The sequence below is a fragment of the Cupriavidus sp. 05N38 genome (assembly GCF_056397345.1).
Genome location: NZ_JBFTNF010000078.1, coordinates 1 through 21148 on the forward strand (window position 1 = coordinate 1; position 21148 = coordinate 21148).

The window sequence follows — 21148 nt, forward strand, 5'->3', positions numbered from 1 at the left end:
CGGCGCCGTCTTGCGCTCGATCAGCGATAACAGTTCCTGTCTTTCTTTCTTCGCCAACTTCACTGGCGTTGCATGGCGGCCTCGACTCATCCCGCCATGATATCCGAGGCGATTATTTATTCAAGCTATTTACGGGATGTTGTACTAGGGCCATCCGGGCTACTGGCTTGAGTCGTCCGCCGGCGACGTCTCCGCTCACCCGTACTAGCGCGTGAGTCTGCCGCCCCTATGTTTCAGGGCTCCTCCGAAAATAAACGTCCCGGACTGTACGCCCCCGGACGGCACGTGTACAGAGCGCGAACTATACATAGAGGCAAGAAGGCGATACAGGTGCCCGAGACCGGCTCCGTGGGCGGGACCGACATTGCCGGCACACCAGCTTCGTACGGTGAAGGACAACAACCGGTCGCGAGGTATCTGTATCGTGCCGCAGCGGCTGCCTCACGCAATTCTGTGTGGGAAACGACGCCGTGGTGACGCCCCCGGCGTCGGCGCCACGCCCGGGTTCCGCTCCGCACATGGCATCATCCCTACACACCCACCCACCATGGCAATTGCCTTCAGCTGCAATCTGGCCGCAACACCACTCCCGCTCGTGCATCCGTGGCAACACACGGTGGGAAGTTGCCACGCCCCAGTCGCACTGCGCGCGGACTGGCAGAAGCAACTGCGCAGGGCACACCGCGAACTGGGCTTTCGCCACGTCCGCTTCCACGGCATCCTGTGCGACGACATGAGCACCGTGGTCTGCCGGGACGGCCAATGGCTCTACTCCTTTTTCAATGCCGACCAGATATTCGACTTTCTGCTGTCGATCGGCATGAGGCCGATTGTCGAACTGTCATTCATGCCCTCCGCCCTGGCGTCGGGCACGGAGACCGTGTTTCACTATCGTGCCAACATCACGCCGCCAAGAGACTACCGGGAGTGGGAGCAACTGATCCGGAAACTGGTGAGCCACTGGGTCGCGCGCTACGGTATCGAGGAGGTTTCCCTATGGCTGTTCGAGGTTTGGAACGAGCCAAACCTGCGCCTGTTCTGGACTGGCGGCCAGCAAGCCTACTTCAGGCTCTACCAGGCCACGGTCCATGCCATCAAGCATATCGATGAGCGCCTGCAGGTCGGCGGTCCCGCTACCGCACAAAATGCGTGGATCGACGACTTCATCGGCTATTGCGAGCAGAATGCGCTTGCGGCCGACTTCGTCAGCACGCACTACTACGCCACGGATGCATCTTCCCAGTTCGATGCAGCAGACACGATTTCCCAACTGGAACATGCCCCGGCAGACCTCATGCGGGAGCGGGCCCTCCAGGCAAACGCGCAGGCGCGCGGCCGCCCTCTCCTATATACCGAATGGAACATCACACCGAAGCAGCGCGATCCGCTGCACGACGAGGCGTTCGGCGCCGCGCTCGCGGTCCGGATTGCCTTGAGCGTGGACGGTCTTGTGGATGCGTATGGCTATTGGACGTTCTCCGATATCTTCGAGGAGAACGCCTTGCCGAATGCGCCCTTTCATGGCGGTTTCGGCTTGCTGACGCTGCATGGCATCGCCAAACCTGCCTACCGGGCATTTCAGTTGATGCAACGCCTTGGCCCGAGCCATCTTCCCATCGTCGGCAAGCATGAAACGGTCGCCGTCTGGGCAGGGAGTCTCAGTCCCGGCTGCCGTCCTTCCTCCAGCCTGTTGTTGCTCAACCAGGCAATGCCCCGGCACGCCATCCGAAGCGAGACGGCACAGATCAGGTTGTCAGGAGCGGCCGGGCGGAGTCCGCGTCGGGTAACGATCGCGCGCATCGATGCGGATCATTGCAACCCGCGGGCAGCGTGGCAAGCCCTGGGAGAACCGGAGTACTTGGGCGCCGAAGATATCGACCGGATCAGTGCGGCAGCGGCACTCACCGACGAAGCACATGCCTTCTCGCTCGACGGCGAAACGACCTTGATCGAGGTGGCCCTTCAGCCTCAGTCCCTGGCATCGTTGCGGATTGAATGGAGCGCGTAGTGAAAGAAGCCGCCTCCCGCTCGTGGCCCGGATGGAGGTGCTGTAGCTCGTAAGCGGCCTGCGCCGGGCGCACCTCAGTGACGGGATCCGCCACGACCCGCGCATGCAGGCCGGACCGCCGCCGGGAGTTGCCCAGCACAAACCTGGCACCGGCCTGTGCCAGGAGGAATCAACGGGGCGGCGCAACTCAACACGACGGCGTCGTCACCGCATGGATCCGGCGCCATCGCTGGTTTGGGGAGAGACAATTATGAAATCCGGCTACAACTCACCGCTTTACCTGCTACCGTTCGATCATCGCCAGTCCTACGTGGCCGACCTGTTCCGCTTCCATCCTCCGCTGACACCTGCGGAGCGCGATAGGGTGACCAGCAGCAAGCAGATCATCTATGATGGCTTCCGGGATGCAGTCGACAACGGGGTGCCGGCATCTTGCGCCGGCATCCTGGTCGATGAGGAATTCGGCGCCGGCATTCTTCATGACGCGACGGAGGGCGGCTACGTGACCGCGCTCTCTGTCGAGAAGAGTGGCCCGGCTGAATTCGAGTTCGAGTATGGCGAAGCATTCGCGGAGCACATTGAAGCGTTCAGGCCGACTTTCGCAAAGGCTCTGGTGCGCTATAACCCGGATAACGACGCCGCGCTCAATCTCCGGCAAACAACGCGCCTGAGGCAGCTTGCAGACTACTGCCGGCGTGCCGGGCAGCGCCTCATGTTCGAACTGCTGGTGCCGGCCACGATGGCGCAGATGGAGCGGGTCGGGATGGACAAGGATGCCTATGACCGGCGCACCCGCCCCGGCCTAATGCGCCAGGCGATCCGTACCCTGCAGGATGCCGGCATCGAACCGGATATCTGGAAGATCGAAGGGCTCGACTGGCGCGAGGATTACGAGCAACTGGTGGAGACCGTGCGGCGCAACGCACGGGATGACGTCGGCTGCATCGTGCTGGGACGCGGCGCCGAAGAGGCCAGGGTAACGGAATGGCTGGAAACCGCCGCGTCAGTGCCTGGCATGATTGGATTCGCGGTTGGGCGCACCACGTTCTGGGACGCCATCGTCAGCTACGAGACCGGGGAAATGACAGGGCAGGAAGCCGTTTCCCGTATCGCCCGGAACTATGCCAGATGGGTCGAGCTCTTTGAGCAGGCACGGGCGTCCCGTCATGCCGCGGCATACGGTTCCACCGAATCCACGACACCGAAGACGCCGTCATGATCGTCAGTCCTCTGGCCGGCAAGCCGGCGCCAAGGGCGATCCCGGTGGATATTCCCCGGCTCGTCACGGCCTGCTACACCGGCATGCCCGATCCTGCCGAAGCCTGGCGACGCGTGATATTCGGCGCTTCTCGCCATCAGGGCTCTTCCTTGGAAAGAAGCTTCAACGAGTGGCACATGCTAGCCATCAGCTAAGCGATCTACGAATACCGCGCCGGGAAACGCGCAAGCTGGCGCGCGAAGCTCGCGCGGGAAAGACCGTTGTCGGCAGCCAGATGATCGATCGGGTCGCCGAGCGCTGGGCCGGAGTCTTTCTGAGGTCCCTGTCGGTTTCAAGTGGTTCACCGATGGGCTGTGCAATGCGAGCCTGAGATTCTGCTGTGAAGAGAGCGCGGGTGCCTCCTTCCTGCGCCTTGACGGTTCTGTATGGACAACCGACAAGGACGGCCGCGCGGCAGGCCTGCTCTCGGCCGAAATCACGGCGCGCTCCGGGCGCGAACCTGGCGAGATCTTTCGCAAGCTCACCCATGAGCTGCGCAGCTCTGTGGCCACCCGGGTCGAGACGGCCGCAACGATAGCGCAGAGGAAGGTGCTGCCGATGCTCTCGCCGCAGCAGGTGAAATGCACGGAGCTCGCCGACGAGCGCATTCAGCGTGTCCTCATCCGAGCGCCCGGCAACGACGCGCCGATCGGCGGACTGAAGGTCATTGCCGAGAGAGGCTGGTTCGCCGTGAGGCCATCCGGTACGGAAGACATCGACAAGATCTACGTCGAGAGATTTCATGACAACGCGCACCTGCGGCGCATTACCAAGGAAGCGCAAGCGAGCGTCGAAGACGCGCTTGCAGACTGCAAGAGGCGTCCGCCCGCACGGTCAGTCCGAGGCACCGGGCGCCGTCTCGTTTGCAACCGACAGGGGAATCACCACCAGGCCGTGAATCGCACGCAGACCGGCCACCTGCTCGACAGGTCGATGCGTCTGGCCATCCTCTCCCAGAGCGATACTGTCGTGGGTTAAAACTTAGACCTGCAGGCCCATCACCGCTGGCGGGTGGATCGACTAACGCATGTAATCCGGGAAGATCCGCCGATCAGCGCAATGCATCCAGACCGGTCCCACAGGGCTCCCTTGGGAAATCTGAGCTCACGGATATCCTCCAGCCTGACGATGACTCCGCGCCCTCGGCGCGGGCAGGATCGCACAGTTGCTCACATCCGCGGACACTGAGCCCTGGAAAGAAGGCTGTCGACCGCGGACCTTCCCGCCAGTTCGCCCGCCAGGACTGCCCAGCGGCGCGTAAATGGGCCGCCGTGCACCTTTACTCGGTACTCGGCCAGCGCTGGAAAGGCCGGTGGCAGCGAACTGCGCAGGCAGTACCAGGCCTCGAATATGTCCTGGGAACTTCCAACCATGTCAATCCAGATTTCGAAGCCGCGATACTCAACGGAATGTTGCATGGGGAACTCCGGCACGTTAGCGCCGGCAATGATCGGCGGCAGCTATTGAGGGCGCGCGCGCATAGCGGCAAGTTTGCTGCCGCTGGCGTCGGCAAACGGAGAGCGGCTCATGGCAGGCTGATACCGCCCGTATAGGCTACATCGTCATGGGACCATTGTCGGTACGCTACCGTACGGGTGCCGGTAACGCCTGTCGAAATTGCGATCGGACTCAATCAGGAGTGCATGGCACAGTATCGGCCCGGATACGAATTTTGTCGATCTTCTTCGGCATGTTCATGACTGTCGATGACTTGCTGAAGCCCGGTGGTTACATCGTGCCCACAAGCCAGTACGACTGCGTACCGACACTCTCGCCCGTAGCGCGCATCGTCTGCCCAACTGCATTGGGCCGCTCTACGGCGCAGTGCGGCTGCCCAAAGCGAGACGCGTCGCTTCACATGTCCGCCCCAAATCCGCGAGGACGAAAAAGCACTTACTACCGGGGCCCGGAGAGAAGACGGTCGAAGCCACGTGCAATGTGCTGTTCGCCAATTTCAGCGTGATCGTCCACCAGAATCACGGCGCCGTCAAAGGCAGCTTGAACCGGTCAATGCGGGCGATACCAGCATCTATTTGCGCTATGCCCGCAAGGTCATCAACGTGGCCGGCTACGGGCCTGGCCGCGGCGCAGGGGCAGGGGCAGGGGCAGGGGCAGCAGAAGCTGTACGAATTCGTGAAGCTGATGCAAGGCGCAGGCGTGTCGGTGAAGTTCGCCGTGCACCCGCTGGCCGGGCGCATGCCAGGCCAGACGGACGTACTGCTGGCGGAGGCCGGCGTGCCCTGCGACATGATCTTCCAGCTCGACGATGTCAATTCCGAGTTTACCGACGCCGACGTGGCGCCGGTGGTCGGCGCCAACGATGTGGTCAATCCCGCTGCCCGCACCGACAAGGCATCGCCGACCTTCGGCATGCCCATCCTCACGTCGACATGGCGAGGAAGGTCTACGTGGTCATCATCGCCATCTCGACCGCGGTCGGCATCGGGCCGGGCTTTAGCGATCGATCTGAACAAGGCTCTCTACTGGAGCGCGGTGATCAACAGCATGGTTTCCGCCCCGATCGTGGCGGCGATGGTGCTGATGGCCGCACGGGCCGACATCATGGGACCGTTCGTCATCGGCAAGGAGCTGAAGGTGCCGGGCTGGCTGGCCACCCGGCAGCCGTAGGCGCCATGTTCCTGACCTTGGGCGTGTAAAATCCCCCTACCGGCTAGACGGTCTTGAGCCGCGTCACCTTCGTGCCCTCCAGTGTGACACCGGCCATCAGCCCGCTGTTGGTAAGGACGAATGCCGTGACAGGCGCGGTAGCTGTATTGCTATCGATATTGCCGTTTGCGCCCACCTTCAACACCGCGACGGATGCATCGCCGCCCACGGCCCAGCCCTCGCTACTCGTGAACCGCTCTAGGGAGTCAGGTGTCATGAACAGGAAAACAAGCGCCTTCGACTGAGCTCCGATCTGCGGCCCGAACGAGGCAGTGGCGGTGCTGTAGTAGCCCACGGTGCTGCCGCCAACCCGCAAGGCGCCCTCCCCGTACTGGCCGCCAAACCAGAACCCGGCCGCGATCACCGAAGGAAATACCAGCACGCCGCGAGACTTGCCGACCAACTCGTGCGAGCCGTTGGCAGCGCTGTAGAGGCGCGTGAGGGTCGAGTCGATGCCGGTGTCGATCGTGCGTCGGTCTGCCGCCTGGCTACCCCCGGAAGCTGTCCCCGTCGTTGTGCAACCTGGCAGGGTAATGCCAATTGCCGCCACCGATCCGGTCGCAATCAGAATGAAATTTCGCCTTAGCATTTTGGTCTCCAGTGTCCGTATGCGAATCAAGCGTATGCCAGAGGCCGTGCAAATGCGGTACGACAGCGTACGGAAACACAAGGCGGATCACCGGATATGGCCATGCGGAAAGACAAATGCCGAAAGGAGGTATCCGTGTCCACCATCGTAGCGACCTTCCGGCGGATCGACGTCAGTATCCTGGTCAGGATCGACGTCCATTTAGACAGGATCTATCATGCAAAAGATTAGCTTCTCGGTGCGAAACCGCCGGCCAGCTCCGCCAAAATTTCCCGCGACGACGCAAGGCCAGACCTACCAGAGGGCCATGGACGAATCGCTGGAAATGAACTTCCCCGCGCGAGTGACCCGGCCGCTCCCAGCGCAGCCGCGAACGCCCATGAACAGATCAGCACCACACGTGACGACACTGACTGGTCACTCACCGCCGGCAGTGCACGCCAGCCCGCGATTCAGCGTGGAATCAGTCGCCGCTGATCATGCTCGGCAGCTACGTTATCACCGCGAAGTCCGCGAGGCCGAGCGGTGCGGGATTGGATGGCTCGAATCAGCCAGTTCCGGCGGTGTCCTCTTTCAGAGTACTTGATCAGATGCGACACGGATCGGCCGGCCCTGCCGAGTTGCTCCAGGATCGCCGGGTTCTCGAGTGTCCAGATGTCCTGCGTAATCTGCTCGTCCTTGGACGGCCGGCACGATGAATATCGCGTCCAGCAAGGGATCGACAAACACGCTGACGGCAGCGCCGGCGCCAAGTAGGATGTGATGCCTCATCTGTGGAGTGGGAACGTATGCGGGCGACGCGGCAAGAGCGGGGCGCCGATGGAGCCGCGCTATCGCCTCCACAGCCCTACATATCCCTTGTCGGCTGTATGGACCCTATCACGGGGACCACGGCCAGTAAGCGGCATGCGCAGCCCGCCAGCCTCCATCCACACCGCCCTCCCCGATCGCCATGCCGTCTGTACGATAGTGGACAAGCATGGGAAAGGCGCCAGGCAATGCGCCGGGCGCTCTCCCGCGGCGACGCCTCGTTCCCTGTCCGGTGCCGGACAGACACTGGCCGGCGTTCCGCATACAAATGGTACGCGATCGTACCGCCAACCCGCGAAGGGCGCGGCGAGATCATCGAACTGCCACTGAGATCACCCATGAAGCTCACTACGCTCATTCCAGCCGGCGACCACATTCGTCCTGCCCTCTGTTGCGCTTCTTTCCGTGCTTGCACTAGCCGGTCCGGCCGGAGCCATTACCGCCACGGACGCCCACGACTCGGCGCATGTGCTGAAGATCGCCAGGCACGACCGCATCGACACGCACATCGGTGACCTGCATACCAAGCTCCAGATTACGCGCTCCCAGGAAGTCCAGTGGCGGAAGGTCGCACAGGTAATACGAGACAACGCGAGCAAGATGGATTCGCTGCGGCTGGTGCGCGTCGATGGAGCCGGCAGCATGACAGCGGTCGGTGACCTAAAGTCCTATGGAGAGATAGCCGATGCGCATGCGGATGGCATCAGGAAGCTCACGCCCGCGTTCCTGGACCTGTACGACAGCATGTCGGACGTCCAGAGGAGGAACGCCGACCTGATCTTCCAGGACCGGCAGCATGTATCGAGAAAGAACTGATTACCGGGCCTGGACGTCCAGCTGCCCGAACATCTACGTAAATCGCTGACGTGGGATCAGGGCGCAGAGATGGCCCCACATGCGCACTTACAGCTCGATACAGGTCTGGCAATCTACTTCTACGACCCACAAAGCCCGTGGCAGCGCGGGACTGACGAGAACACAAATGGTCTGCTGCGGCAATACTTCCCCAAAGGCCGAACCACTTACGAGCGATTTGAGCATGTCACATCGGCAACGAACCACTCCGGATCCCCATGGCAAAACTGCGAATCGCTGAATTCATTCTCCACGACCTGGAGACCATCCTGGCACAGTGGGAAGCGTTTGCGGGTAGGCAATTGCCGGCGTCGGCGACTATGAACCCGCCGGCACTACGCGACCACGCTGAGCAAATTCTGCAGGCAGTCGCAAAGGATTTGTCTACTTTCCAATCCAGGATAATCCTGGCAGAAAAGTCGATGGGGCAGGCCCTTGAATTCATCGACGCCGCAGAAGCCGCCGCACAGACGCTTGCCCATTTTCGTTTGCGAAGCGGCTTCGACATCAACCAACTGGTGGCTGTGTACCGGGCTCTGCCAACAGCGGGCTGATGGCCGGCGTCACACTGGAAGGCACGAAGGTGACGAGGCCGAAGACGGTCTAGACGGAAGGGCGTAAGGGCGCGCCTCCCGCTGCGCGTTATGCGCGCATCGTCAGGAACATGGCGCTCACGGCTGCAGCCATCATCAGGGTGGCCAGCCAGCCCAGCACCTTCAGGCTCCTGCCGATGACGAACTGGCCCATGATGTCGGTTCGTGCGGCCATCAGCATCATCACGGCCATGATCGGCACGGAGACCACGCCGTTAATCACCGCGCTCCAGTAGAGCGCCTTGATCGGGTCGATCTTTGTGAAGCCCAGCCCGACGCCGATCGCGATCGAGATAGCGATGATGCCGTAGAATCGCTTGGCTTGCATCGGCGTGCGCTCTAGGCTGTTTCGCCATTTGAAGGCACCCGCCATGGCATAGGCGGACGAGCCGCCCAGCACAGGGATCGCCAGCAGGCCAGTACCAATGATGCCGGCGCTGAACAGCATGAAGGCAAACTCGCCAGCAATCGGGCGCAGCGCCAGTGCCGCCTGCGCCGACGTTTGGATATCGTTCACGCCATGCAGGTTGAGCGTAACCGCCGTGGTCAGGATGATGAAGAAGGCAACCAGGTTCGAGAAGGCCATGCCGATGCAGGTATCGATCTTGATGCGCCTGAGGTTGGGGCCGGCTTGCGCGGGCGCTTCTATCAACGGCCGCGCCCGTGTATCGGCCAGTTGGTCCTCGACTTCCTGCGACGCCTGCCAGAAGAATAGGTAGGGGCTGATGGTGGTGCCGAAGAGCGCCACCACGGTGGTAATGTATTCGGGCTTCCAGGACATGCGCGGCGCCAGTGTTTTTGCCATGACCTGCGGCCAAGGGATATGCACGACGAATACCGTGGCCACGTAGGCCAGCAAGGCGAGCGTGAGCCACTTCAGCAAGCGKACGTAGCGCCGGTAGGGGATGAATAGCTGCAACAGAAGGGAAACCAGGCCGAACGCCACCGCGTAGAGCTGTGCGGAGCCACCGACGATGAGCCTCAGTGCTTCGCCCATGGCCGAGACATCTGCCGCGATGTTGATCGTATTGGCCACCAGCACGAGGCTGACCACGCCGTAGAGCAGCCACGCCGGATAGTGCCGCCGGATGTTGGTGGCCAGCCCGTGGCCGCTCACTCGCCCAATCCTCGCGCTGACTACCTGGATGCCGACCATCAGCGGATAGGTGAAGAGCACCGTCCACAGCATGCTAAAGCCGAACTGCGCGCCCGCCTGTGAATAGGTGGCGATACCGCTTGGATCATCGTCGGCGGCGCCGGTGATCAGTCCCGGGCCGAGCTTGCCGAGCCAGAATCCTGCCGAGCCATTGGCCGACTCATCGGCCGAAACTTTGGCGATCGTTTCTATGTCGGGCACCATCGTCTCCGCAATGCACCGTTTCAGGAGAGCATGTACATGTTCTGGCGCCCGATGACGTAGCGGTTCCTGGCGAGTTCGAGGATCTGGTCGTGGTGCCGGTCGAAGGCCGCCAGCACTTCGGGCTCGGCTGGGCCCATTGCCGGGTCAAGATTCGCGAGCACTGCGGCGTTGACAAGAATGCGACTTCGCGTGCGTTGTCGTAGCCCAAGAACCACACAGTGCTTGGCTGCATCGTAGCTGCGGCTCGGGTTGAGAAAACTCAGTGCCATGTTGTGCCTCGATTAACCGGGCACTGTCGTGCCCGAAAAGTTGTTGCCCAAGGTGCCGGAACAATTGGTAGGCCTGGGGAGGAAACGCCACGGCGGCGTGGAGAAACCCTAATTCGCTTGTTGGCCGCTTACACGCGCTATAGCGCCTTGGTGAAAATCCAGTACGGAGCTACTGCGTGAAGGTATCGTCGCTAAGATCCGCTATCTGCTTGCTCTGCGGATTAAATTGACCGGGTTGGGCGGTTTTGCGGGCCTCGTCGGGTTGTTCGGGCCGACGCCTTGCAGGTGCTAACGGATGCGGTGTCGGAGCTGGAGGTGCGTGGGAAAAATGCATAAATGCCTTGTCGATATCGAAGATGTTTGCTCTGCTCCGCGCCGGGCGCCCCGGCGCGGGCATCGACTTACCTGAGCCCGATCCGTGATCGGCTTAGCGGCCTTCAGCGCGGCACGATGACCACGGTACCGTCTGTCGCGACGCCTCTGGCGCCGGGCGTGCCGGCGTTACCCCTTGCTCCCGTGTTTCCGGTAGCCCCTGTGCTGCCGGTAGCGCCCGTGTACCCCGTGGCACCGGTATCGCCTGTTGCGCCGGTGTATCCTGTTGCGCCGGTGTCACCTGTTGCGCCGGTGTCACCTGTTGCCCCGGTGCGCCCTGTCGCGCCGACGTATCCGGTGTTACCGGTATTGCCCGTTGCACCTTGTGGTCCGGCCGGCCCTGTACATGCTATGACGGCGAGTGTCATCAATGCTGAGACAATTAGTTGTGCGTATTTCATGACGGTTCCTTCCACGTTGCTGACTTGAACCGCCCGCGGGTTTGCGGGCAATCTTCCAGACTGGATTATTTTCAGGCGGCAACAAGGTGCGCCGGGCGTCTCGATCCGAGGGGGCGCCGCCAACCGTGCCTTCGCGCGCCGTTCCGAACACTTTGGCGCGCTGCCATCCGCTGCGATACTAATCCGGATCTGACGCAATGTCGGTACGCTAACGGGCATGCATTGCGGACCGGCATGCCTGCGCGGGCAGTGGCGAGATTCACCCGAGCCGCCCCCCACCGCGGTCCGTCGGGGCAGACAAAGTGCTCATATAATCACTCAAATGCCATTGAAGCGAACAGGTGAAAGCCCATTTCGCAGTGGGCCCTGCTAACGGAGGCGCGAGCGGAAGTAGCGTTGCGGACAGACCGCAGTCGAAGGCGATTGCCATGGCGGATGGTGCTTAAGGCTGACGCCGCACACGGGGCGGATCCAGGCGCGCCGCTGGCGCCGTGGGCGTCACGACGGCATCGTTTCCCGTGCGGAACCGCGTGAGACGGTCGCTGCGGCAAGCTACGGATTCTTCCTGAACCGCTTTTGTCCTTCGCCGCACGAGGCGGGCGTGCTGGCAATGCAGTTCCAGCCCCCGGAGGCGGCCACGACCTCCTTGCATCGCACACGATTGCGCAGGATCTCCTTCAGCATTCTTAGTGCGCTCTCAAAGCGGGCCGCCCCAGTGATACGGAAGACCGCATCCGCATTGCGCTCTGCGCCCCCGGCATGCTGTCGTAGAGCCCGCGGAACGCGGATGCGAGCTTGCGGATGCCTTCGGCATGCGCCTGGGCAATCGCGCCTCAGCCATTGAGGTCGGCGAAAGTCGTCGTATCTCTGGCACTGCTGCTGTTACCTACGTAGCGCCGTTGTAGCCGGGGCGCGTAGCTCCAGTAACGCTGCCGCGATGGCAGTTCGCAGTGCGATCCGGACGATGCCCGCGCGCCTTGCGCTCTCGGCAGGGCGTTCCAGGCTTCGGTAGTGTCCGGCACCGGACAGACGCGTCGCCGGAACCCGCGCACATATGGATTACGACCGGCGCCGCCGCGCCCCTCCGAGGCTCTCCGGCCCGCTCACTGACGGATCCGGATCGTTCAGTCTAAATCGATCAAATAACCAGGAGGTAGCCATGCATCGAGATCTAAATGTCGGTGACCATCGACTTTCGATCCAGGCCGAGCAAAAGCCCGACCCCTGGCGGCCAGCCGAAGTACTCGGATACGCTGTGCACTATTCGATCATCCGTACCGATGGGCGTCCTGTGAGGCCGAACTTCCAGATAGTGGAGTCATACGAACTCATTGATGGCACCTATCTCTTTCCCACGAGCGAGGCTGCGCTTGACTATGGCGAGGCCAAGGCGCGGGAGGATATCTCGACGTTATAGGGAGCCGGGCTTTCTTAGATGATGGCCGGCAAGTTCAGCAGGCCAAGCAACTCATCAGGCTTTCGCTGCTCCAGCGTCAAGGGGTTCACGCTCGCACACACTGCAAAAATAGCCGCCCTGCCACAGCAATGCGCCATTCTCGGCACGCCCATTCGTGTTCTGCGCTGGGTAATTGAATCCACCTGAAGCGCGACAACCGGAGGTCGCACGTGTAGGTGCATTGCAGCTAAATTTGCCACCCGGCGCTGTGTTTCCGACGCCGCCTCAAGCAATTTTTACCTATATGGCGCGCTTCCGCTGCCATGAAAATGGCTTTTTGTAGCCTATATTCAAGGTGCTGCCGTAGCAGCTTTAGCGAATACCCACTTCTGGGGGGCTTCACTAAACCCACGCAGGGGTCGGCACCTAAGCCCACTGCCATGCAGGGCAAGAATGCATGGCTAACTCCCGCTGAGGAGCAGAGCAATGAAGAACATCTCCATAACTCTAGGTGCCATCTTGGCACTCGTCGCGGTTGGTGCCACAGCCCAAACACCCAACGACGCGCAAATTGCCGCGATCGTCGTTACTGCAAACCAAGTCGACATTGATGCGGGAAAACTTGCGGAGAAGGACGGTCACTCTCGCGACGTGAAGGCTTTCGGAAAACAGATGGTCACCGACCATACCGGTGTGAATAAACAGGCTGTGGCGCTGGTCAAGAAGCTAAAGGTCACTCCGGAGAAGAATCCAACGAGTGAGAGCTTGCAGTCTGGCGGCGACGAGAACGTGAAGTCTCTGAAAGGCCTCAAGGGCTCGAGCTTCGATAAGGCATATATCGACCACGAAGTCACGTATCACGAACAAGTGATTGATGCACTCGACAAGACGCTCATTCCCAATGCGCAGAACGATGAGCTAAAGGCGCTGCTGGTTGCTGTGCGCCCCGCGTTTATCGGACACCTGGAGCATGCAAAGAAGATCCAATCATCGCTCGACAAGTAATTCTCGGCATGAGAATGACGTCCATGCACCACCTACCCTCCCGATGCGATGGACGGGAGCGAAAACATCTGCTGGCGGTTGCGCTGTTCGTTGCGTGGAGCTTGCTCTGCGTCGGTCCAAGCGCAATCGCAGCCGAGAAGACAGCAAGACACACGGTGATGATCCAAGGCGCGAAGTTTGCGCCCGACGCCATTAGCGTCAAGCGAGGCGATACAATTGTGTGGGTCAACAAAGATCCCTATCCCCACACCGTCACTGCGCCTGGGGTGTTCGACTCACACAACATCGTTGCTGGCGGGTCGTGGCGATATATTGCGCACAAGGCCGGCGAGTTCCCCTACGCCTGCACGCTGCACCCAAATATGAAAGGTACGCTCAAGGTCGAATAGGTTAGGTACCCATACGGGAGTGCTGTCACTCAGCACCGGCCATCGCATTGCCCAACGGCCTGCCACCATGGCGAAGGACTTGAACGACCCTTGCTCGATCATGCATAGGCCTAAGCAGTGGCCCGCGCGCCTGCGGAAATCGATAGGCGCCGGACCGGCCGCGATTGCTACGGTCCGACCCTGTGAAGCTAAACGTTGCTGGTAGCGCGCGCCATGAGGCCCTCCACTGAATTAGCCACAGGCATGCCATGCTTCTTGGGGGCCAGGCCAACGAGACCATTCAATTCGAAGCCCGCGGTAAGTACGCTACCTGCCGCTTGCGCGCCTGCTTCCGCGGTCAAGTGATCGACGCCACAGCGACAAACTTTTTTGAGGCCTTGTGTCAAATTCGGGAAGCGCTGGCGTCGAAGCGTCTCCGCTCTGCCACGGCGGAAGCCTCGACGTGTACTCCATCGGTTCCGTCCGCAAAATGGATAGCGGACTCCGTGCCTATCGCCTCACTATGGGTTGGCGGGTGAGCCAGTTCGACGTAGTAGAAACGTTCGGCTGCGAAACGGAGATAGCCCAGGCTACTGTGGCGGAGCAACGCGACTATTGTTCGCAGCGGCTCGAATCCACCGCATGAGAACCAGTAGTTGCCGCGGATCGCTTTCCTCCGAACTCACGGCTACATTAATGACGTCAACGAGGCGCGACGGCTTCACGCCCGACTATGTTGCGCTTCGCGAGACACGATCGCGGAAGGCTTGATCCACGTGGTGGAGTTCAGGAGGCTATATTGAGCCACTCAAAAATCGTCGCTACTGAGCACGATGGGATCGAGCGATGGATTCACCAACCACTTAAGGTGGGCTGCTTCCTTGATCCGATCTCGATGCTTGTCGAAGACCTCCCCGAGGTCGCCAATATGGCCACCGGCCAGTTCATCAAGAGCCGAGCGCGAAATATAGCCTTTACTTTTGGCTCCATCCGCCTCGATGGTGAAGTACACCCGCTCCCCATCGTCGGACGGCTTCGGCGAATGTATCGAGAAGGAATTTGGCATTTTCAACTCCTCTGGTTTGATAAAGGAATCGTAGCATGAGCGTGTTAGTCCAGATCTTGAATGATGTCGATTGCCCGCTTGCCATAATAGAGCGCGGCCTGCTCCGCCGCCGCTCGGGTGATGTAGTCGCTGCGGTCGCCTGCCGGCCCGTAGATCATGTCGTCGTCCCGGTCAGCCGTGTAGCGGATGGCAATCATGTAGCCCCACTTTTGCCCTGGAGGCGGTTCCATTCGGCGCATCTCCGCGATCTCAAAGGCGATCGCGTGGACATACATGCTGCGGTACTCCTCAGTGATCCAGCGCATCCGTTCGCTCATGCCTGCTCCCCTGCCCGGCGGATCGGAATCGTGCCAGGCTCAACTGTACGCGTCCACCCAGGCCTTCGCCCAGGCGATCCCGGCTGCCGCAGCACGCTCAAACGAGGGGTAGTACCCCAAGGGATCCGATCCTTCCTCGATGCTACCGTCCTTCGCAACTGCACCGGATGCCTCGAAGGATCCGTCGCCAAGCTGCTTTGCAAAGCCGCGTACGGTGTAGCCCTGGTAGCTTTCGATTGTCATGTCGACCTCCACCCTGGACGGGGAATCGTAGCATGAAGAAACTGGTCAACCCCACCCTCGACGGCGAGGCCGGCGCCATCCTCTCCGACTGCGAGCAATACCGCTAGCTACCGCCTCTGGCACGAGTGGGGCCGAAGCAGCCCGGGCCTCGGCTTCATCATGCTCAATCCGTCGACCGCCGATCCAGCRACGCCCATTGGCTTCACCATGCCGCGCAACGCGTACTCGGCGTACCAGCCGATTATTCTCCTTGCATAACAGGAGTCCGATCGATGGTCGATCGTCGGCCGCCTTAAGCGTAGACCGTATTAAATCTGTCACCGTTGCGAAAGTGAATGTGTCAACACGCCAGATGATCTCAGTCGATTCTGCGCCAGCCCTTACTGGACAAGCGTTTGCAGGCTGCGAACTAAATTTCACGAAGGCCGGATAGTCCATCGTGGACAAGTCGGCTGGGTCGTCCGAATAGCGTTCCAAGTCAGCATAGGGCGGGCACGAGAACACGAAATCAGCCTCGACGTCCGCCAGGTGCTGGCCGATCTTGCGGCTGTCACCCACGTGCCAGGCCGGCGCCGGGTCATCGGCACGCAGCAGATCGAGCTGCCCGCGATTGGCCGCCACCTGCTCGGCCCGCAGATCCATGCCGATGTACTGGCGCCCCAGCCGCGCCGAGACGATGCCGCGCACGCTGCCGCCCGCGAACGGGTCCAGCACTAGGCCGTCGGCCGGGCAGAACCAGCGGTACGCCAGCTCGCACAGGACCGGGTCGAAGATGCTGGTGCGGTGCTGCGCCGGCGCGCCGCGATCCGCCTTCTGGTGGTCTGACGCCCCAGCGTAGGCCGGTGCGTCGCGGCCCAGCTCGGACTGGATGCCCAGCGCCAGCCAGCCGCGCTTGCGATCCTGCCAGGCGGCGTCGCGCGCATTGAGCGTGCTGAATGGCGCGACCATGAAGCGCTCGGCCAACGAGCCCGCGCCGGCGCCGGGTGAGCTCGGTCGCGGCGGATCCAGCAGCTCGGCCAGATCGCCCGCGTCAAAGCCGATCACTGACAGGTCGAAATCCGCGTCGCGCAGGTCCGCTAGCTCGATCGCCAGCAGGTCGACATCCCAGCCGGCGTTCTCGGCCAGCTTGTTGTCCGCCAGGATGTACGCGCGCCGCTCATCCGCCGACAGGTGCGACAGGTCGCCCGTGGGCACTTCACCCGCGACCGGGCAGTGGCGGATGGACTCGCCGGCGGCCCACAGCTGCGTGGCCGCTTCGAGCCGGCCGTGGCCGGCCAGCAGGTCGTCACCAGCGACCAACGCCGGGTTGGTCCAGCCGAACCGCCGCAGCGAGGCCTTGAGCTGCTCGACCTGGGCGGCGCTGTGCGTGCGCGCATTCCGCTCGTACCGGACCAGGTCTGCCGCCGCGCGGTAGGCGATGGCGAGTTGGCCGGACGTTTTCATAGGCGGGAATAATGCAGGCGACGCGGAAGAAAATAGCCCGGCGGGAAGCCGGGCAATCCACCACGGGGTGAGTGGAGGAGACAGGGTTGGGGTGGCGCGGGCCCATCTCGCGGCTTATCGGCGGTCAGGCCAGTTGGGCTGCTCTTTGCACCCTCACGTCATGCCGCCTACCGCGTTTTTCGCAGTGTTCGGGGGAACGCCACCGGCGGGCGGCATGCGTGAGGGGGCTCCCGAAGGGACATTCCCTCGGGGGCCATGATTGATTACAACGAACTGTCCAAAATAGGTGTATGGTCAAGATCCATACCCCTCTGCAATGTTTCGCACCCGGGAATTTCTGATTCACTCACCGGGGAGCACCATGTCAATTGCGCTCAGGTATGAGTCGACAGGCACAACGAGGAAGCACTCGTTCAAGTCTTCTCACAAGCTTTCGAGAACAGCGCCACAACCAACTTCGCCGCCGCCGGAACCGCCGGCTCTCCAAAAGGACGAGAGCTTCAAGTGGACGATGCCGGAGGACCCGAAAGGCGACTACGCGTAGCGATTAGGCCCAAGCCAAAGCAAAAAGCCCGCTTGCGCGGGCTTTGGACGTAATTCGCAGGTGTATCGAATTTCGGCATTTTTGTGCAAAATTTGCAAAAAGGCAAGTAAAAGTTATCCGGACGCCCTACGCCGCTTCCTCGACCCCTACCATTCGCGCGGCCTTCAGGCGAGTGGGCACGCGGAGGCGGCGCACTGCCAATGCGGGCTGGCCCTACTCGGCGATGGCCTGAGACGATACGAGATTCGCCGGGCGGCGCTCAGGCGTTGATCCAGGCGCGCGCCTGATCCAGCTCGTTGACGTGGAACGCCTTGATTTCAGCCTTCGTAAAGAACCGCGCCAGATGCATCGACGCGTGGATCCATCCCGCGTCGGCCACCACGGCGGCGCGCGTGATTTTGCGGGCCAAGGGAACGCCGAGCGTCAGGTCGGTCCACAGCGCCTTTGGCTCGATACCGGTGAAATGCTCGAAGCGTTCGAGCACGCGGGTCTTGCCGTTCAGTTCGAAATCCCCTCGCATGCGCTCGATGGCTTCGCGCAGCTCGCGGTCAGTGACTTTGCCTTCGACGGAAATCTCGACGACTGGGGAATCAGGGTCAGTGTGATACAGGATCATGGCAGGAGCACTCGGCTGGGGAGACGTTACACGCTCAGGCACGGACAAACCTAGCGTTCGATCACCTCCTGATCGTACGCCTTTTCACACGGCTCGGATCGCACGGGTCCCTGTGTTCGCCAGGACTGGACCCAGGTACTGGGAGACAAAACCCACTAACTGTGAGACGTGACAGTTTCCGCACCGAAACGGACAATCCCGCCAAAAAGTGCCCTGCTCAACCCATGGAATCGTGAAGGCACCATTTTCCGGTACATTGATAATGTTATCAATGTATGGGAAATAAGGCATCCGAGAAAGCCCTACTCCTCATCATCGAGCGATGACTCCAATTGCTGTGCCGTTGGCAAGATGCCGAGAAGACTGTCTGGAAGGGTTTCCGTTAGGCGTACCACATACTCGGCAACGCCGATTGGCTTCGCGGACTCGCGCAGTGCGTACTCAACGATCAGCCCGTTTTTACTCTTGCAGAGGATGAGGCCAATAGTGTGACCATCCGATGCCTGCCGGAGTTGCTCGTCGGCGACGGACAGGTAGAAGTTCATCTTGCCGGCGTACTCTGGCTTGAACTCATCCATCTTTAGCTCAACCACGATGAAACAGCGGAGTTTCAGGTGATAGAAGAGCAGATCGAGGTAGTAGTCCTGGCCGCCGACGCTCAGATGGTACTGACTACCGACGAAGGCGAAGCCGACGCCGAGCTCCACCAGAAAATCCTTCAGATGAGCCAGCAGGGTTCGCTCCAGCTCGCGCTCGCGTGCCGTCGCGCCAAGGGTCAAGAAGTCGAACTGATAGGGGTCCTTCAGTAACTGCTGCGCCAATTCGGATTGCTGGGCTGGCAAGGTGCGGTGGAAATTCGACAAGGCGGCGCCTTGTCGTTCGTGCAGCCGCGTCTCGATCTGGTGAACGAGTACATTGCGGCTCCAGCCATGCTCGACCGCGGCGCGGGCATACCAAGCGCGCGTCTCCGCATCGCTTAGCATCTCCAAGAGCTTGAGGTTGTGGCCCCAGGGCAATTGTGCAACAGCCTGTTGCACAATTGCCTCGTGCGGCCAGGCCTCGGCGAACGCCCGCATGTACATCAAATTGCGCGGGGAGAAGCCAGCCATGTCTGGGAAGGCCTGGCGAAGGTCGTTCGCTAGCCGATTAACCACCTTTTTGCCCCACCCCCCGCTTTTTGCCGTTGCAGGATCGAGCCTCCGATGCGCCAGTACAGCAAGAGCAGTTCCCGGTTGACCGCCAGCGACGTACGTAGCCGCGCCTGCTGGACTTCCTCCTTCAGTTGGCCAAGCCAGGCAACATAGTCGTCGGGAAGGGAATCCGCCGCTGCACGGCGTGGGGAAGATCGAGTAGCCATCCGCACATTATTTCACATCACCCGGTCCGCCCGACGCGGAAATGCTCCACGCTCTGCCCGGCGTTGACCGCCCGCTGCAGCCAGTCCGGCATGGCGCCGTGGCCATCCCAGCCCTGTCCGTGCGCGTTGCGATAGCGCACCGCCCCGGGCAATGTCGCCGGTGGCGGCTCCATAAAACAGCCGGCGGCCTGCGCTGGGCCAGGGTCAGGCCGTGCTGGGCCATCTGGATGCGGATCCAGGTAATCGCTTCGGCGCGCTCGATTTCAATCGACATGGTGTTGGTGAACAGATTTAGGGAGGCGAGCGATCCGGCGTGGCGTCGCCGGGAAGGCGTGGCCCGCTCTCTTTGCTTAAATTTTAATCAAATCCGTTGAGGCCGTCGGCACTCGGCCCCCGCGCGGCTTGTCCACAGGCTTGTCCCCTTGCGCGGTGGATAAATGCCATCCGACACCTTCCGGCGCCCCCCTCAAGCCGGCCCCGGTCTGAACTTGGTTTTGATCGCCGGCGCCCGACGCCGGGCCAGCGCCAGATGGCGCGCCGCAGCGGCCTCCGCCTGGGCGCGCTCGGCCCCCCGCAGCGCCGCGTCCAGTTCGGCCCGCAGCGCGTCCTGTGCCGCCCGCCCTTGTCCAAGTGCCTGCTGTGCCTGAGCCAGTTGCTCGCCGAGCGTGTCGCGCTCGGCCTGCAGCCGCGCCCGCGCCTCGGCGCCGGCCACGGCGGCGGCTTGCGCCCTCGCCTGCACGGCCGCCAGTTCGGTGCGCAGGTCCGCCGCCGCCTGCTCGCCCTTCTGGCGCAGTGTGCGTTCCTGGTCGATCTCGCGCAGCGCGCGGCGTTCGGTGGCACTGGCCCGCTCCTGGGCCACGGCGACCTGCTCGCGGGTGTGCTCCAGCTCGGTCGAGAATTGGGTACGTAGCTCCTGCAGTTGCCGCTCGAGCGCTGCGAGCTGACGCGTACCTGCCTCCTGACGCGCCTGGGCAGCCGCGAGAGCCTGGCGCGCGGCCTCCAGTTCGCCCTGGAGCGCGGCGCGGGCCTGCTGGGCGGCGTCGCAGTCGGCCTGGACGGCGGCAGTCTCCTGCTCGGCCACCACCACCGCGGCGCGCGCGTGGTCGCGCTGGGCCTCGGCCTCGCTGGCCTGTAAGCGCGCTTCCGCCCGCAAGGCGGCCAGCTCGCCGGTGGCCGCCTCGTTAGCGGCCTGCCAGATCGATTGCACGGCATGGGCGGCGATCGCCTTGAGTGCGTCCGGCAGCCCGGGGTGGTCGATGGTCACCCGCATCTTGTCGCGCAGGTCCGTCCAGAACTGCGCCAGCACCTCGGTCGGCGTGCCCATGCTGCCCTTGCGCACCAGTTGATAGAGCTTGTTGGCAGTGGGGGTGATGCCGTAGCGGAAAAAGAGCAGGCCGCAGACCTCGCGGTAGAGGGAGACCGCGCCAAAGCGGGGGCTGAGATCGGCCCTCCCTCAAGAGGATAATGAGCCACCTACAATGTGCTCATGCCCCTCGACCCTTAGCGATCTCCGTCCTTCAACAGCGAATCAGCCCGCGGGGCTTGAGCCCGCTGGTCTGCCGGCGCGTATTCGTTCCCATGCACATGACGCACGGGTAACTTCACAATGTC

20 protein-coding genes and 4 pseudogenes are annotated in these 21148 nt (G+C 62.0%); 12 read left to right on the forward strand and 12 right to left on the reverse strand.

Annotated features, from left to right (window positions below):
• Nucleotides 1-547 precede the first annotated feature (547 nt).
• From AC1DK4_RS35250 to AC1DK4_RS35265, 4 genes and pseudogenes are all read left to right on the forward strand, one after another.
• Nucleotides 548-2008 carry a GH39 family glycosyl hydrolase gene (locus AC1DK4_RS35250; protein WP_441622516.1) on the forward strand — a complete coding sequence of 487 codons (1461 nt, stop codon included), beginning with the start codon at nt 548-550 and terminating at the stop codon, nt 2006-2008.
• Between the two features lie 250 nt (nt 2009-2258).
• Nucleotides 2259-3227: a 2-deoxy-5-keto-D-gluconate 6-phosphate aldolase domain-containing protein gene (locus tag AC1DK4_RS35255; RefSeq protein WP_441622518.1), complete on the forward strand. Its 969-nt coding sequence runs from the start codon at nt 2259-2261 to the stop codon at nt 3225-3227.
• Nucleotides 3224-3421, forward strand: coding sequence for a hypothetical protein (locus AC1DK4_RS35260; RefSeq protein ID WP_441622520.1), 198 nt, complete (start codon nt 3224-3226; stop codon nt 3419-3421). Before AC1DK4_RS35255 ends, AC1DK4_RS35260 begins: the two co-directional genes overlap by 4 nt.
• Before the next feature lie 157 nt (nt 3422-3578).
• Nucleotides 3579-3983, forward strand: a pseudogene (locus AC1DK4_RS35265) (alpha-D-glucose phosphate-specific phosphoglucomutase); the annotation flags it as partial.
• Nucleotides 3984-4100: 117 nt separating this feature from the next.
• Here the strand turns inward: AC1DK4_RS35265 and AC1DK4_RS35270 are convergent.
• Both AC1DK4_RS35270 and AC1DK4_RS35275 read right to left on the reverse strand, forming a co-directional pair.
• Nucleotides 4101-4229 (reverse strand): hypothetical protein, encoded by a 129-nt coding sequence (locus AC1DK4_RS35270; RefSeq protein WP_441622581.1) that lies wholly within the window; start codon nt 4227-4229, stop codon nt 4101-4103.
• A 206-nt stretch (nt 4230-4435) separates the two neighbouring features.
• A complete protein-coding gene (locus AC1DK4_RS35275; protein ID WP_441622522.1) occupies nt 4436-4684 on the reverse strand; it encodes a hypothetical protein in 249 nt (82 codons plus the stop codon).
• 520 nt (nt 4685-5204) lie between these two features.
• Between AC1DK4_RS35275 and AC1DK4_RS35280 the strand changes: the two genes are divergently transcribed.
• A complete protein-coding gene (locus tag AC1DK4_RS35280) occupies nt 5205-5894 on the forward strand; it encodes an NAD(P)(+) transhydrogenase (Re/Si-specific) subunit beta (protein WP_441622524.1) in 690 nt (229 codons plus the stop codon).
• Between the two features lie 43 nt (nt 5895-5937).
• Here AC1DK4_RS35280 and AC1DK4_RS35285 read toward each other — a convergent pair whose 3' ends face one another.
• A complete protein-coding gene (locus AC1DK4_RS35285; protein WP_441622526.1) occupies nt 5938-6522 on the reverse strand; it encodes a BPSL1445 family SYLF domain-containing lipoprotein in 585 nt (194 codons plus the stop codon).
• Between the two features lie 1278 nt (nt 6523-7800).
• Here AC1DK4_RS35285 and AC1DK4_RS35290 point away from each other — a divergent pair.
• The 3 genes and pseudogenes from AC1DK4_RS35290 (at nt 7801) to AC1DK4_RS35300 (ending at nt 8741) form a co-directional block, all read left to right on the forward strand.
• Nucleotides 7801-8148, forward strand: coding sequence for a Spy/CpxP family protein refolding chaperone (locus AC1DK4_RS35290; protein WP_441622528.1), 348 nt, complete (start codon nt 7801-7803; stop codon nt 8146-8148).
• Nucleotides 8149-8169: 21 nt separating this feature from the next.
• Nucleotides 8170-8511, forward strand: a pseudogene (locus AC1DK4_RS35295) (IS30 family transposase); the annotation flags it as partial.
• A complete protein-coding gene (locus tag AC1DK4_RS35300; protein ID WP_441622530.1) occupies nt 8406-8741 on the forward strand; it encodes a hypothetical protein in 336 nt (111 codons plus the stop codon). The pseudogene AC1DK4_RS35295 and the gene AC1DK4_RS35300, both read left to right, overlap by 106 nt.
• A gap of 88 nt (nt 8742-8829) precedes the next feature.
• On the opposite strand, the gene AC1DK4_RS35305 is transcribed toward AC1DK4_RS35300, so the two are convergent.
• The gene (locus tag AC1DK4_RS35305; RefSeq protein ID WP_441622532.1) at nt 8830-10140 is read right to left on the reverse strand and encodes an NRAMP family divalent metal transporter; all 1311 of its coding nucleotides are present in this window, start codon (nt 10138-10140) and stop codon (nt 8830-8832) included.
• Between the two features lie 20 nt (nt 10141-10160).
• The gene (locus AC1DK4_RS35310) at nt 10161-10409 is read right to left on the reverse strand and encodes a DUF1488 family protein (RefSeq protein ID WP_441622534.1); all 249 of its coding nucleotides are present in this window, start codon (nt 10407-10409) and stop codon (nt 10161-10163) included.
• A 1932-nt stretch (nt 10410-12341) separates the two neighbouring features.
• Between AC1DK4_RS35310 and AC1DK4_RS35315 the strand changes: the two genes are divergently transcribed.
• The 3 genes from AC1DK4_RS35315 (at nt 12342) to AC1DK4_RS35325 (ending at nt 13972) form a co-directional block, all read left to right on the forward strand.
• Nucleotides 12342-12599 (forward strand): hypothetical protein, encoded by a 258-nt coding sequence (locus tag AC1DK4_RS35315; protein WP_441622536.1) that lies wholly within the window; start codon nt 12342-12344, stop codon nt 12597-12599.
• Nucleotides 12600-13064: 465 nt separating this feature from the next.
• Nucleotides 13065-13583 (forward strand): DUF4142 domain-containing protein, encoded by a 519-nt coding sequence (locus AC1DK4_RS35320; RefSeq protein ID WP_441622538.1) that lies wholly within the window; start codon nt 13065-13067, stop codon nt 13581-13583.
• 23 nt (nt 13584-13606) lie between these two features.
• Complete coding sequence (locus AC1DK4_RS35325) at nt 13607-13972, forward strand: cupredoxin domain-containing protein (protein WP_441622540.1); 366 nt, start codon at nt 13607-13609, stop codon at nt 13970-13972.
• 787 nt (nt 13973-14759) lie between these two features.
• Here AC1DK4_RS35325 and AC1DK4_RS35330 read toward each other — a convergent pair.
• From AC1DK4_RS35330 to AC1DK4_RS35340, 3 genes are read right to left on the reverse strand one after another with little or no spacing between them, the layout of a single operon-like run.
• The gene (locus AC1DK4_RS35330) at nt 14760-15017 is read right to left on the reverse strand and encodes a DUF1488 family protein (protein ID WP_115215649.1); all 258 of its coding nucleotides are present in this window, start codon (nt 15015-15017) and stop codon (nt 14760-14762) included.
• A gap of 44 nt (nt 15018-15061) precedes the next feature.
• Entirely contained in the window at nt 15062-15334 is a 273-nt protein-coding gene (locus AC1DK4_RS35335) for a hypothetical protein (RefSeq protein WP_441622542.1), read from the reverse strand.
• A gap of 39 nt (nt 15335-15373) precedes the next feature.
• A complete protein-coding gene (locus AC1DK4_RS35340; protein WP_441622544.1) occupies nt 15374-15577 on the reverse strand; it encodes a hypothetical protein in 204 nt (67 codons plus the stop codon).
• A 144-nt stretch (nt 15578-15721) separates the two neighbouring features.
• Here AC1DK4_RS35340 and AC1DK4_RS35345 point away from each other — a divergent pair.
• Nucleotides 15722-15835, forward strand: a pseudogene (locus tag AC1DK4_RS35345) (hypothetical protein); the annotation flags it as partial.
• A gap of 1988 nt (nt 15836-17823) precedes the next feature.
• On the opposite strand, the gene AC1DK4_RS35350 reads toward AC1DK4_RS35345, so the two are convergent.
• From AC1DK4_RS35350 to AC1DK4_RS35365, 4 genes and pseudogenes are all read right to left on the reverse strand, one after another.
• The gene (locus AC1DK4_RS35350; RefSeq protein ID WP_441622546.1) at nt 17824-18180 is read right to left on the reverse strand and encodes a SpoIIAA family protein; all 357 of its coding nucleotides are present in this window, start codon (nt 18178-18180) and stop codon (nt 17824-17826) included.
• Nucleotides 18181-18482: 302 nt separating this feature from the next.
• On the reverse strand, nt 18483-19334 hold the full coding sequence (locus tag AC1DK4_RS35355; protein ID WP_441622548.1) for a PDDEXK nuclease domain-containing protein: 852 nt from the start codon (nt 19332-19334) through the stop codon (nt 18483-18485).
• Between the two features lie 220 nt (nt 19335-19554).
• Nucleotides 19555-19811, reverse strand: a pseudogene (locus AC1DK4_RS35360) (H-NS histone family protein).
• A gap of 192 nt (nt 19812-20003) precedes the next feature.
• Nucleotides 20004-20876, reverse strand: a complete 873-nt coding sequence (locus AC1DK4_RS35365; protein ID WP_441622550.1) for a DNA-binding protein — start codon at nt 20874-20876, stop codon at nt 20004-20006.
• Nucleotides 20877-21148: the final 272 nt, after the last annotated feature.